Origin of the sequence: Flaviflexus salsibiostraticola, assembly GCF_003952265.1 — a bacterium.
Classification (GTDB): domain Bacteria; phylum Actinomycetota; class Actinomycetes; order Actinomycetales; family Actinomycetaceae; genus Flaviflexus; species Flaviflexus salsibiostraticola.
This window is the reverse complement of sequence record NZ_CP034438.1, coordinates 1,493,662-1,506,826: the sequence shown is the minus strand read 5'-3', so window position 1 is coordinate 1,506,826 and position 13,165 is coordinate 1,493,662. Positions and strand designations below refer to the sequence as shown.

The following is a 13,165-nucleotide window of genomic DNA, read 5'->3' as shown; positions in this document are numbered from 1 at the left end:
CCGGGCGCTCAGCCGCACAGAAAGCGAATCCGACAACGCCTCAGATGGGGCATCGGCACCCCCAAAGTCAGGCGCTCTGTTCGCCGATGATCTCCCGCAGGGTCTGCGCGATGACGGGAATGTCATCATCGGAGTCGAGGTTGTCGTTGCACCAGTCGAGCTGCCGCTGGGCCTCGACTGGGTCGGTGCCATAGAGAACTCGAATCGTGCGAGTCAGTTTGGCGTTCTTCTCTGAATCGTCCATGAGATCATCCTGCCGCAGGATGCCCCGCAATACGGGCCGTGACCAGATTCTCGTGAGGCTCAGTTCCGGAGAAACGATCGTCGACTTCAGAAAGGCTGTAAATGACGTGAGGCTCCCGTTGGTCATGCCCTCGTCGCCACCCGCGCATGGCGCCGTTCATCTGAGAGCCTTCAGGGCCGATGACGTCCCCATGCTGCAGGACCTGGCGACCGATCCTTACGTGCCGATGACCGGCACGCTGCCGGCGCGCGCGGACCGCGCTCAGGCACTCGCCTACATCGACAGGCAGCACGAACGCCTCGCGACCGGTGCGGGCTACTCCTTCTGCGTGGCGCTTCGCGATTCGGATGAGGGGGTGGGCCAGGCCGGTCTGTCGCTCACGGCGATTGAGGCGGGCCGAGCGTCCGCCGGGTATGCGGTCGCGCCCCAGTTCAGGGGGAGTGGCGTCGCCGCACAGGCCCTGACCGCGCTCACCGACTTCGCGTGGACGCTGCTGGAGCTGCAGCGCATCGAGCTTTACATTGAGCCGTGGAACATCGCGTCGCGACGCACGGCGGAGACTGCAGGATATGAGCCTGAAGGACTGGTGAAACAGCATCAGGTGATTGGGGGACGGCGGGTCGATATGCTGCTGCACTCCGCAGTTCGATCCCCACGGCAGTTGAGCGCCGAAGTCTGAGGGCGGCAAGGTTCGCTGCAGGGTGCGAATGGTGCTGAGGAAGCGATGGAGTTCGCGCCGGAGCGCTGGAGAGCAGGAAATCCCCCGGCTCGGCCTATACGGCGTCACCGGGGGAAGCGGTAGGCCCCGTGGGATTCGAACCCACAACCTACGGATTAAAAGTCCGGAGCTCTACCATTGAGCTAGAGGCCCGCCTTCGGCTCGACGTGGAGCCAAGCAACGATACTAGCACCAGATCTGCCTCGTGAAGGTGCTCATCACCTGGGCTGTGATGAGAGACAATAGGGTACGAGGAAGTCTCTACTGAGGGAGGACATCATGAACAAGCGTCCCAGAAGGCCAGCCCAGATCGACCCCGAGCAGGTCGAGTACCTGACGGGTGAGCCGGATCCCGCCGAGAGCTCCCTCATCTCCCACGCGGCCGCGCAGGCTCTTGTCCCGACGGATTCTCGCCAGAATATTGAGGATGACGTGCGCGAGCGGATCATGGCCCTCATCGATGAGGAGGGCATCGACCTCATCGCCGAAGCCTGGGTGCGGGCGCCCGCCGACACTCTTGGCGGAATGCTCTGGCGCGGATACCTGCTGAGCGAGTGGATCAGGCGCGAGCCGGACGATGTGGCGCGCCGTCACGCTGCGAGCAGTGCGGTGGCCGAGAGCGAAGAGCGCCCGGAACCCCGGACGCCCGCCGAGATCCAGGAGCGCTGGGCATCGGTCTTCGCCGGAGAGGGAGCAGACGGCTTCGCCGACCTGCTCCGGGACTCCGCGGCCTTCGCGTTCTTCCTCGGCAATCTCGACGCCGTATGGATCTCATCGGATACCCATGACCTGGCGACTCTCGTGACCCGCCGCAACGACGCCCTCATCGAGACGGCGAAGGAGTTGGCAATCGGCGCCGGACTCTTCGACAAGGGGCGACTCGACTGATGCGGATTTCGACTGCTCGCCCGGACCTGGACGCCTTTAGGACGTTCGCGGCCCTCGTCGAGCACCACGATGATGTGGAGGCATTCGGAGAGGCGTCCCACCGGGATGTCGCCGAAGACCGGCCGGCTCGGTACCTCGCGATCTACGACGCGGAGCTCGTTGGCCTCGCCTGTATGGGCAAGGAGGGCAGCGAGCTCGCCGTTCATCCCGAGCACCGCGGCCAGGGGATCGGGCGGCGGCTCGTCGAGCATGTCTCCCAGACCGTCAATCCGATGCGGCTGTGGTCGCACGGCAACCTCCCCGCGGCTGCGGCGCTCGCGGCAAGCACGGGGCTCACCTCTGTGCGGGAGCTTCTTCAGCTGAGGCGGGATCTTGGCGATGCGGCTCGCCCTGCAGATAGGGACGATGTCGCACTTCGCCCGTACCGGGACGCGGACGCCGGCGCGCTTGTTGCCGTCAATGCCCTCGCATTCGCCGACCACCCGGAGCAGGGGGCGATGACCGAGGCCGATATCCACCCCAGCGGCGGGGAGATCACCGTCGCTGTCGTCGGCGACGAGATCGTCGGCTACTACTGGCTGCAGCGCGACCCTGCCGAGCTCTATGTCCTGGGAGTCAACCCCTCCTGGCAGGGGAGGGGACTGGGCGGATGGCTGACCGCCCACTGCCTCGCCGACCTCGCGGAAGGCGGCGCCGACCAGGTCATGCTCTACGTCGAGGGCGACAATAGGTCGGCCCTCGCCACCTACGAGCGGGCCGGTTTCACGCTGGCCCGGAGCGACATCCAGTACGAGCTCGGTTGAGCTTTCCCGAGATGAATGTTCCAGTCTGCCTGGACATGGAATGATATCCGTATGGACAGCGAACCTGATACCACTCCTGACGGAAGCGACATCGACGGCGACGCAGTCGATACCCCAACCCGGGCCGATCTGATCGACGACGAGGAGGATCAGCTCGCCCGCAGGGCCCGCATCCGTGCGGCCGCCCGTGTCGGATCGGCCGTCCCGCTCGCCACCCTCACAGAGCAGACTGAGTTGGCCGACGAGGAGGAGAGCGACGAGCTGCCGGACGGCAGGTTCGCCGACCGTGAGCTGTCCTGGCTCGCCTTCAACGAGCGGGTGCTCGAACAGGCCGAGGATCAGGATCTGCCGCTGCTCGAGCGGGCGTGGTTCCTCGCGATCTTCGCCTCCAACCTCGACGAGTACTTCATGGTGCGGGTGGCCGGCCTCAAGCGCCGCATCGCCACCGGACTGGCCGTCCCGTCGGCGGCCGGGCTCTCGCCCCGCCAGGTGCTTGAGGGCATCTCGGTCCGCGCCCACGAGCTCACCGCGCGCCATGCTCGCGTCTTCTCCGAGGACGTCAAGCCGAAGCTGGCCGGCGAGGGGATCGACATCCTCCACTGGAACGAGCTGGATGACACGATGCACGAGAGGCTGCGGAAGTTCTTCCGCGCCCAGATCTTCCCCGTCCTGACACCCCTCGCGGTCGATCCCGCCCATCCCTTCCCCTACATATCCGGACTCTCGCTCAACCTTGCCGTCGTCGTCCGCAATCCCCAGACGGGCAAGGAGCATTTCGCTCGAGTCAAGGTTCCTCCGCTGCTTCCGCGTTTCATCGCGGTCGATGCCGACGGCAGGCCGTACCGCCCCGAGGACGTTCCTACCACAGGAGGCAACACCTCGTATGTGCCGCTCGAGGAGATCATCGGCGCCCATCTCGACTACCTCTTCCCGGGCATGGAGGTCGTCGAATACGACACCTTCCGCGTGACCCGCAACGAGGACGTCGAGGTTGAGGAGGATGACGCCGAGAACCTCCTGACCGCGATGGAGAAGGAGCTGACGCGGCGCCGTTTCGGTCCCGCCGTCAGGCTCGAGGTCGCCGAGGGAACCTCCGACCATGTCCTCAACCTGCTGGCACGTGAGCTGGGCGTGCGCGAGAGCGACATCTACCATCTGCCGCCCCCGCTCGACCTGACCGGGCTCAACGTCATCCACGATCTCGATCGCCCCGAACTCAAGTACAAGAAGTTCGTCCCCGTGACACCTCGGGGCCTCGCCGAGGTCGAGTCGTCGACGCCGACGAACTTCTTCGATGCAATCAGGGAGCGGGATATCCTCCTCCACCACCCCTACGACTCGTTCTCGACCTCGGTCCAGCAGTTCATCGCCCAGGCCGCGGCCGACCCGCAGGTGCTGGCGGTCAAGCAGACCCTGTACCGGACATCCGGCGATTCCCCGATCGTCGATTCCCTCATCAAAGCGGCCCGCGCGGGCAAGCAGGTGCTCGCGATCGTCGAGATCAAGGCACGCTTCGACGAGGCTGCGAACATCGAGTGGGCGAGGAAGCTGGAGCGCGCCGGTGTCCACGTTGTCTACGGCATCGTCGGTCTCAAGACCCACTGCAAGATCTGCCTCGTCGTCCGTCAGGAGGAGGATGGCCTGCGCCGGTACTGCCACGTCGGGACCGGCAACTACCACCCGAAGACCGCGCGCGGCTACGAGGATCTGGGGATCCTGACCTCGAACCGCGACGTCGGCCAAGACCTGACCCGTCTGTTCAACCAGCTGTCCGGCTACGCGCCGCGGTCGAAGTTCCACCGGTTGTTGGTCGCGCCCCGCACCGTCCGCACCGGTCTCATCGAACGCATCGACCGCGAGGCGCGAAACGCGGAGGCGGGCAAGGAGGCGTGGATCAAGATCAAGGTCAACTCCCTCGTCGACGAGAAGATCATCGACGCCCTCTACCGCGCCTCGCAGGCGGGCGTCCAGATCGACGTCCAGGTCCGCGGCATCTGCGCCCTGCGGACCGGTGTACCCGGGCTGTCGGAGAACATCACGGTCCGGTCGATCCTCGGGCGCTACCTCGAGCATTCACGAGTCTTCGCCTTCGCCAAGGACGGGGACCCGGAGGTCCTCATCGGCTCCGCCGATCTCATGCACCGCAACCTCGACCGCCGCGTCGAGGCCCTCATCACCATCGCCGATCGCGGCCACCGCGACCATCTCATCGAGCTGCTCAACCTCGCGACGGCCGACACGACGTCGTCGTGGCATCTCGAGCCGTCTGGTTGGCGCCGCGTTCACAAGGATGATGAGGGCAACAAGCTGGCCGATATCCAGGAGCTCCTCATGGCCCGTGCGCGGGCCAGGGTGAAGAGTTGAGCAGACGGGCGGACGTCCTTGCCGCGGGGGCGATCGTCTGGCGGCTGAACGGGAGGACCCTCGAGGTCCTCCTCGTCCACCGTCCCTCCTACGATGATTGGTCGATCCCGAAGGGCAAGCTCAACAATGGTGAGGACATCCAGGTTGCCGCTGTGCGTGAGGTTGAGGAGGAGACGGGCATCGCCATCAGCCTCGGCCAGCCTCTCGGGAAGGTCTCCTACCGCCTGGGGGACGGCCGGAAGAAGACGACCCACTACTGGGCCGCACAGCCACTCTCGATCAACACGAAGGTCTACAAGTCTCGCCCGCGGGTCAAGCCCGCGAAGGAGAGTGAGATCGATGAGAAGCGCTGGATCCCGACCCGGCTCGCATACCAGATGCTCGCCCACGAATCGGATCGGGAACTGCTCGGAAAACTCATCGACCAGTACTCCGACGGCAAGCTGAAGACGTGGCCCCTCCTGGTCGCCCGGCACACGCGGGCGATGAAGAGGTCGGCGTGGAAGGGCGGCTCCGGCACAGAGGCGACCCGTCCCCTCACCCCCATCGGTGAGAAGCACGCGAGGGAGCTCGTGCCGCTGCTCGCCGCCTATGGGGTGACGCGGGTGGTCTCCAGTCCGTGGGAGCGGTGCGTTGCGACGATGAGGCCGTACGCGAAGGCGCTGCGAACCGAGATTGAGATGTATGACGAGCTGACCGAGGCCTCGCACGAGTCGAAGCCCAAGGTTGTCGATAAGCTCGTCGACTTCATGGTGCGCCGAAACGAGGCCTCCGCCGTGATCTGCGTGCACCGGCCCACGCTGCCGACGATCGTCGCGGCCCTCGAGAACAGGGCGCAGTATTCGATCATCAAGCAGGTCCCGAAGACTGATCCGTGGCTGAGGACGGGTGAGGTTCTCGTCGCGCACGTCGCCCGCCGGCGCGGACATTCGGCAACAATTGTTTCCCTCGAAAAGGTCCGCCCGTCCGTTTTGGGATGATTGGGACCACGTCCTCTGGCGTTTTCGTGAGCCGGATCATAGCATCGTTCACGCACCGTTAACCTCAAACCGGTTCTCGCTTCACCAACCCGCCCTAGCGTTGGTCTCGGTCACGGGCTCTCCGCCCTACCCCGATCTGAAGGATGGAATCTACTGTGAACATCACCCGTTCCCGCAAGGCCGCGTCGCTGGCTCTCGCCGCCGCCCTTGCCGTCACACTTGCCGCCTGCTCGGACGATTCCGATGCCGAGGACACAGCCGCACCCGAGACGACCGACGCGGCCGAGGAGACCACTGACGCTGAGACCACCGACTCCGGCGACTCGGAGGGTCCGTCCGACGTCCCCACGCCGATCGGCGAGCTTGGCGTCTCCGGCTCGCTCAACGGCTCCGGCGCCTCGTCGATGGCGAACGCACAGCAGGCGTGGCGTGACCGTTTCTCCGCTGACTACGGCGTGACCGTCAACTACAACCCGACCGGTTCGGGCACGGGCCGCGAGCAGTTCATCTCCGGCGCCGTCTCCTTCGCCGGCACTGACTCGATTCTCAGCGAGGAAGAGCTCGACGCCGCCGCCAACCGCTGCGGCTCCGAGGTGCTCGAGCTGCCGCTCTACATCTCGCCGATCGCTATCGCCTACAACCTCCCCGGCGTTGAGGACCTCAATCTCTCGGCCGCGAACGTCGCCGCGATCTTCTCGGGCGAGATCACCAACTGGAACGACGAGGCGATCGCCGCCGACAACGAGGGCGTCGAGCTCCCCGACCTCGACATCGTCCCGGTCAACCGCGCCGACGACTCGGGCACGACCGAGAACTTCACCGAGTACATCGTTGAGGCAGCCGGCGAAGAGGCATGGCCTTACGAGCCGAACGACGCATGGCCGATCTCGGGCACGCAGTCCGCTGAGAAGACCAGCGGCGTCATGGACCTCACCGCTCAGACCGAGGGTGCCATCACCTACGGTGACGCCTCGCAGATCGGCGACCTGTCGGCCGCCAACGTCGAGGTCAACGGCGAGTTCCTCGCCTACTCGCCCGAGGCTGCGGCCGCGATCGTGGACGGCTCTGAGCCGACCGCCGATGCGACCGACAAGGTCCTCACGGTTGAGCTCAAGCGTGATGGCTCCGTCGAGAACGCCTACCCGGTCGTCATGATTTCGTACGTCGTTGCCTGCACCGAGTACGATGATGCGCAGGAGGCCGCGAACGTCAAGGGTTACCTCTCGTTCATGGCATCCGGCGAAGGCCAGCAGGCCGCGACGGCAGCCGGCGGCGGCAACGCCCCGATCTCTGACGACCTCAAATCCCGGGTTATGCCCGCGATCGACTCGATCGTCACCCAGTAATCTGCCGCACTGTGGAGCCTGATGGCGGGCTGGCCTTTGGCCAGCCCGCCTACGGGCGCTGAAAAAGGAGTATCGCGTGTCAACAGTCACGACGAGCAGGCCGAAGCGATCGGCGGGCTCCAGCGGGGACAGGACCTTCCGGGGTTTCGCGTACGCGGCGGGGATCGCCATCCTGGTCCTGCTCGGCGCGGTGGCCTTCTTCCTGCTCCTCCAGTCCTACCAGGTGTACACAGCGCCGGCGGATGAGATTCAGGCGGACGTCGGGTTCGCCCAGGTCGGCGGTGAGCCGATCACGTTCTGGAGCTTCGCCGCCCGCGCTCTGTGGGGCACCGTCCTCTCCTCGATCATGGCGCTGATCATCGCCGTGCCGCTGGCGATCGGAATCGCGCTCTTCATCTCGCATTACGCGCCGCGCCGGCTTGCGCAGGGCCTCGGCTACATCATCGACCTGCTCGCGGCCATCCCCTCGATCATCTTCGGCATGTGGGGCATGTCGACTCTCGAGCCGATCCTGCGGCCCATCTTCTCGTGGATCGAGACCACGTTCCGGCCCTTCCTCGTCTGGCTTGCCGGCGAGGAGCAGATGGTCGACGGCGAGGCGGTCTGGACGGGTGGCCTGCCCGGCTTCGACTACGCTGCCGCGAACTGGGATTGGTGGCCGATCACTCCCGACATCGTGACGATGTCAGCCGGCCCCGCACGAAACCTGGCGATGGGCGCGGTCGTTCTCGCGATCATGGTTCTGCCCATCATCACGGCGCTCTGCCGTGAGGTGTTCATCCAGACCCCGCGCCTCCAGGAGGAGGCTGCGATGGCCCTCGGTGCGACCCGTTGGGAGATGATCCGCATGACCGTTCTGCCGATGGGCAGGTCGGGCATGGTGTCCGCCTCGATGCTCGGCCTCGGCCGCGCACTCGGCGAGACGATGGCGCTCCTCATGGTTCTCTCCGCAGGCCTCGAGATCAACTTCAAGATCTTCTCGGTCGGACAGCATTCGACGATCGCGTCCCAGATCGCGCTGCGCTGGCCCGAGGCGAGCGCGGGCACGCCGGACAATCCGTCGCTTGAGCAGCCGTTCCTCATCGCGCTCGGCCTGCTGCTGTTCGTCCTCACCTTCGTCGTCAACTTCATCGCACGCGGCATCGTCAACCGCCGCAAGGAATTCTCGGGGGCCAACGCATGAGCATCTTGACCCAGCAGCCGCAGCAGCAGGAGGCGCCTCCCCAGCGGATGGCCTCCCGTGGCAGGCGACTCCCGACGTGGTTCACGCCCGCGATCATTCTTGTGGCCCTCGTCCTCGCGGCCGGCCTGCTCCACTTCTGGGGCACAGAGGGCATCACCCCGATCGCCACCGCCGTCCTCACGGTCGTCTTCTACCTCATCATCTCGACTGTCATCGCATTCATCGTCGAGGGCCGCAGGTACGCAACCGACAGGCTCATCGGTGGGCTTATCGTCACCGCCTTCCTCCTCGCGGTCACCCCGCTCATTTCACTCCTGTGGATGGTGCTGTCGAACGGCTACAGCGAGCTGACGTGGGAGTTCCTCACGAACGACCGCAACGGCCTCACGCTCGCCGATCACGCGACCGGCGCCGGCCATGCCCTCCTCGGCACGCTCCTCATCACCGGTACGACGGCCCTCATCGCCGTCCCGCTCGGTATTATGACGGCGGTCTACCTCGTCGAGTACGGCACGGGGCCGATGGCGAAGACGGTCACCTTCCTCGTCGACATCATGACCGGCATCCCGTCGATCGTCGCGGGCCTCTTCGCGGCCGCGATGATCCCGACGATTGCCGAGTACTTCGTCGGAACGTCGGCTGCGCTGCAGATGAAGACAGGCTTCATGGGCTCTGTCGCGCTCGTCGTCCTCATGACGCCGATCGTCATCCGCAACACGGAGGAGATGCTCCGCATCGTCCCCAACGAGCTTCGTGAGGCGTCGTACGCGCTGGGTGTCACGAAGTCCCGCACGATCATCAAGGTCGTGCTCCGCACGGCGCTCCCCGGCATCGTCTCCGGCGTCGTCATCGCCGTCGCCCGCATCATCGGCGAGACCGCTCCGCTCCTCATCACGACCGGCACGACGAACGTGTTCAACTGGAACATGTTCACCGGCTACATGGAGACGCTGCCGACGTACGTCTACTCATCCTGGGCGAACCAGGCAACACGCGAGCTGGCGTGGTCGGGTGCGCTCACCCTCATCCTCCTGGTTCTCCTCCTCAACCTCCTAGCCCGCTTCATCGCCAGGGCGTTCGCGCCCAAGGGCGAGCGATAAGCTGACCGACAAAGGAACATTCTGTGAACGAAGGCATTGACGTCTCGCACCTCAACATCTACTACGGCGACTTCCTCGCCGTGGAAGACGTGACGATGCACATCGCCCCCCGCTCAACGACCGCCCTCATCGGTCCCTCCGGCTGTGGAAAGTCGACCTTCCTGAGGTCACTCAACCGCATGCACGAGGTCATTCCCGGCGCACGGGTCGAGGGCGACGCGATCATTGACGGAAAGAACATCTACGCACCCGGAGTCGACCCTGTCGACGTCCGCGCCTCGGTCGGCATGGTGTTCCAGCGGGCGAATCCATTCCCGACCATGTCGATCGCGGACAACGTCCTTGCGGGCGTCAAGCTCAACTCCCGCAAAATGAAGAAGTCCGAGGCGGAGGAGCTCGTCGAGTTCTCGCTCCGCGGAGCGAACCTCTGGGAAGAGGTCAAGGATCGCCTCGACCGTCCCGGTTCGTCGCTGTCCGGTGGCCAGCAGCAGCGCCTCTGCATCGCCCGCGCCATCGCGGTCAAGCCTGAGGTTCTCCTCATGGACGAACCGTGCTCGGCGCTTGACCCGATCTCGACTCTCGCAATCGAGGACCTCATCCGTGAGCTCGAGAAGGATTACACGATTGTCATCGTCACGCACAACATGCAGCAGGCGGCTCGTGTATCGTCGATGACCGGCTTCTTCAACATTGAGGGCACCGGCAAGCCCGGCCACCTCATCGAGTACGACACGACGGAGAAGATCTTCTCCAACCCGGCCAAGAAGGACACGGAGGACTACGTCTCCGGCCGCTTCGGCTGATCCTCAACGCGATGCCCGCCGGCTCCAGCCGGCGGGCATCTGCGTGAAAGAGATTGTCTTCCGGGGATGCTCTTCGCTACGCAGCCGAGGCTTATAGGACAAAATGTGTTGGTTTTGTTTGATCGGAGGGGTGTCAGTCCCAGGTTGTGATGTAGCTGGTCGAGTGGTGCAGCTCGTTCCAGACGGCTGCGGTGCCGATGCCCGGCAGGCCGATGTCCCGGGCGTGTTCGCCGCGGCTGGCCGCAGCTCGGTAGTAGGCCTGGATCTGGGTGTCGGTGGGCATGGTCCTGAGGATGCGTGCGGGACTGGCAGGGTATTCAGTGTGCATGTAGCACCACCACATGATCGCTTTGATCCGCCTGTCCAGGCTCATCCCGCGGTGATCGCGTAGCAGGGCCCGCAGTTGAGTGTTGATCCCACCCTCGATCCGGTTATTCGTCGCTGGCAGTGGCATGTGCAGGTAGGCGTCGACCGGGAAGTTGGCGGGATCGACGTAGGTGAACAAGGTCTTGGTCCGGATCAGCGTATCGAGGGCTGAGCGGGCCGTGACCAGACGCTGGTGAGTGAGTACGACCTGCCCCGTGGCGAGTCGAGTGCGCTCAGCCAGGAAGGCCTCCCATGTGGCGCGCCATTGGGTGTAAGCGGCCAGCCATGCCGCGGCCCCGGTGTTATCGCGGACGTGGAGCAGCGCTTTAGCCAGGCCGTAGAGTTCCACTCCGGCCTGAGTGCGGGGCCGGGTCGTGGTCTGGCGACGCACCTGGCTGAAAGCATGGAACGTACAGCGCTGGACCTTCGTGGTGGGCCAGTGCGCCCGGCGGGCTTTGGCAAAGCCTGATCCACCATCGGTGACCACTACCTGTGGCGGTGCGATCCGGGCCAGCAGCGCACCCCAGGCCTGGCTGTGTTCACTGCGTGCGAGGTACCAGCCCACGACATGGGTGTCGGTGGAGGCGATCAGGATCACGGCGCTGCGTCCGAGGTGGATCCCATCGACGTAGATTACCCGGTGGACCTCGTCGACCACCTCGGGGGTGGGCCACAGCTGCCAGAACCGTGCGGTGCGCCGACGGAAGGTCCGTCCCGCCCCGGGCAGGTCTCGCTGGCGCTGGCGGGAAAACAGAAAGGACAAGAACAGGGCGAAGTCTTTCGCGGAGGTGTCGATCGCCGCTACGCGACTCGTCCTGCACCCGGCACAGCGGTAGCGCTGACGTCCCGTACTGGTCTTTCCATAGCGTGTCATCGCCTGCTCGCACGGGCGGCAATAAGGAGTGTTCACCCTCCCTATCAGGCAACTTGGACCCGGCCTTTTCGGTGAGAACGCGCCGAAAAGTCGGGATCAAACCAACACGAAATGTCCTATAAGCCGGCCCCGTGAAACCAACTTCAACCCCCACTTTTCCGCGTCAAAGCAACCAAAGGTCGGGGTCAAGCCAACACGAAATGTCCACCCATCAAGTTCAGCCGCACGAACTTCAACACCGGCCTAATGGCGGCACAGCAACAAAAGATCAGGGTCAAACCAACACGAAATGTCCTATAAGCCGCAGCCGAGCATCCGACCGAAGAAAGAAGTCAGCGCCGGCAATGCCGGCGCTGACTGTAGCGACACCGAACCGGATAGCGCCTGTCGGCGCGTAGGCCGCTCGTAGCGGCAATAGTTGGAGCCCGGGGCTTTCGCGATCCGATGCCGTACTCATATTCTTGTCGTCTTTGGACCCCGCGTCAACCTGTGGGCCAGGTCACGCGACGGAAGTCCCGGGCGTGCATCCGCACCTGACGTCCCATGCACTTTCTTTCACGGTTCTGCTCGCCTTTCGACCGGCAGATCGGCGTAAGGCCAGCACTCATGGCAAGATCAAGGGGTGGTGAATGGAGTGGAGATGACGATGAGCGCCCGCGCGCGGGCACTTGTCAGCCTTGTCGGCGCAGCAGTCCTCTTCGGCGCGGTGTCGCTTGGCCCGGTCGCCACTGCGGTCGCCGGCGTCATCATTGGCCTCATCCTCGCAACGGGGTGGGCCTTCCTCATCGATCTGCCCAACCCTGGCACTGCCCGAAGGGTCATCGTCGCCGTCAGCGTCGCGGCGAACGCCGTTGCCTACTTCTTCGGTGTGCGTGAGCTCGCCTTCGTCGCGGGCTTCACCGTCGTTGTCGGTTTCGTCGCGGAGATGGCGAGGCGGGATGGCCGTCCGCGCCTACTCGAGCAGATCTCCGGAACGGTGGCGGGTTCCATGCTCGTCGTCATGGGGGCGCTGTGGACCCGGACGCTCGCACTCGATGCCGGAGTGACGGCGGCGCGGGCCGTTCTCACCGCTGTTGCCGTGGCGATTGTCCTCGAGATCCTTATTCCGCATTCCCTGCGCAGCCTCCGGCACGTCGTCTACATGACCGGCGGTTTTTCGGGCGGCCTGCTCTTCATGCTGTTCTCGGATATCGCCTGGTACGCAGCACCCCTCGCGGGCCTTGCGGCCGGCTCGATCCTCGCAATGTTCGACTCAATCCTTCGGCGGCTGCCGCCTGCAACGAGGCGCCGGCCGGGGGCGACGCTGGCGATGGTGCCGCTGTGTGCGGCCGCGGTTGTCGCCTATACGCTCGCCCTCGTCATCACCTGATCTGCGCCCGCCGCGAACACAGCGCACGGCGAGCGGCCGCAATCGGCGCCATGACCGGAGATCCGCATGGAGGCTGGGAAAGTGCGGAGGGCACGGTTCTCGTCCAGCATTGCGCGGTTCGCTAGGC

12 protein-coding genes and 1 tRNA gene are annotated in these 13,165 nt (G+C 65.0%); 10 read left to right on the top strand and 3 right to left on the bottom strand.

All coding sequences use genetic code 11. The annotated features are described in order from the left end of the window. Positions 1-67: 67 nt before the first annotated feature. Positions 68-244, bottom strand: coding sequence for a hypothetical protein (locus EJO69_RS12315; RefSeq protein ID WP_164519896.1), 177 nt, complete (start codon positions 242-244; stop codon positions 68-70). Here EJO69_RS12315 and EJO69_RS06940 point away from each other — a divergent pair. Next, positions 243-923, top strand: a complete 681-nt coding sequence (locus EJO69_RS06940) for a GNAT family N-acetyltransferase (protein WP_342769237.1) — start codon at positions 243-245, stop codon at positions 921-923. The two genes, EJO69_RS12315 and EJO69_RS06940, sit on opposite strands and share 2 nt — an antisense overlap. A gap of 120 nt (positions 924-1,043) precedes the next feature. Here the strand turns inward: EJO69_RS06940 and EJO69_RS06935 are convergent. Further along, positions 1,044-1,115, bottom strand: a tRNA-Lys gene (locus tag EJO69_RS06935). Between the two features lie 126 nt (positions 1,116-1,241). On the opposite strand from EJO69_RS06935, the gene EJO69_RS06930 reads away from it, so the two are divergent. The 8 genes from EJO69_RS06930 (at position 1,242) to pstB (ending at position 10,429) form a co-directional block, all read left to right on the top strand. Further along, entirely contained in the window at positions 1,242-1,850 is a 609-nt protein-coding gene (locus EJO69_RS06930; RefSeq protein ID WP_126040506.1) for a hypothetical protein, read from the top strand. After that, on the top strand, positions 1,850-2,653 hold the full coding sequence (gene mshD / locus EJO69_RS12430) for a mycothiol synthase (protein ID WP_211331375.1): 804 nt from the start codon (positions 1,850-1,852) through the stop codon (positions 2,651-2,653). Before EJO69_RS06930 ends, mshD begins: the two co-directional genes overlap by 1 nt. A 51-nt stretch (positions 2,654-2,704) precedes the next feature. Further along, positions 2,705-5,017, top strand: a complete 2,313-nt coding sequence (locus tag EJO69_RS06925) for an RNA degradosome polyphosphate kinase (RefSeq protein ID WP_245993543.1) — start codon at positions 2,705-2,707, stop codon at positions 5,015-5,017. Beyond that, the gene (locus EJO69_RS06920) at positions 5,014-5,997 is read left to right on the top strand and encodes an NUDIX hydrolase (protein ID WP_126040504.1); all 984 of its coding nucleotides are present in this window, start codon (positions 5,014-5,016) and stop codon (positions 5,995-5,997) included. Before EJO69_RS06925 ends, EJO69_RS06920 begins: the two co-directional genes overlap by 4 nt. A 155-nt stretch (positions 5,998-6,152) precedes the next feature. Next, a complete protein-coding gene (locus tag EJO69_RS06915; protein WP_245993540.1) occupies positions 6,153-7,343 on the top strand; it encodes a phosphate ABC transporter substrate-binding protein PstS in 1,191 nt (396 codons plus the stop codon). A 76-nt stretch (positions 7,344-7,419) separates the two neighbouring features. Continuing rightward, positions 7,420-8,526 (top strand): PstC family ABC transporter permease, encoded by a 1,107-nt coding sequence (locus EJO69_RS06910; protein ID WP_245993537.1) that lies wholly within the window; start codon positions 7,420-7,422, stop codon positions 8,524-8,526. After that, entirely contained in the window at positions 8,523-9,626 is a 1,104-nt protein-coding gene (gene pstA / locus EJO69_RS06905; protein WP_126040500.1) for a phosphate ABC transporter permease PstA, read from the top strand. The genes EJO69_RS06910 and pstA overlap by 4 nt, the downstream gene beginning before the upstream one ends. 23 nt (positions 9,627-9,649) lie before the next feature. After that, complete coding sequence (pstB, locus tag EJO69_RS06900; protein ID WP_126040498.1) at positions 9,650-10,429, top strand: phosphate ABC transporter ATP-binding protein PstB; 780 nt, start codon at positions 9,650-9,652, stop codon at positions 10,427-10,429. 133 nt (positions 10,430-10,562) lie between these two features. Here pstB and EJO69_RS06895 read toward each other — a convergent pair whose 3' ends face one another. Further along, positions 10,563-11,705, bottom strand: a complete 1,143-nt coding sequence (locus EJO69_RS06895) for an IS1249 family transposase (RefSeq protein ID WP_281272833.1) — start codon at positions 11,703-11,705, stop codon at positions 10,563-10,565. A gap of 604 nt (positions 11,706-12,309) precedes the next feature. On the opposite strand from EJO69_RS06895, the gene EJO69_RS06890 reads away from it, so the two are divergent. Continuing rightward, positions 12,310-13,038 (top strand): hypothetical protein, encoded by a 729-nt coding sequence (locus tag EJO69_RS06890; protein WP_126040496.1) that lies wholly within the window; start codon positions 12,310-12,312, stop codon positions 13,036-13,038. Positions 13,039-13,165: the final 127 nt, after the last annotated feature.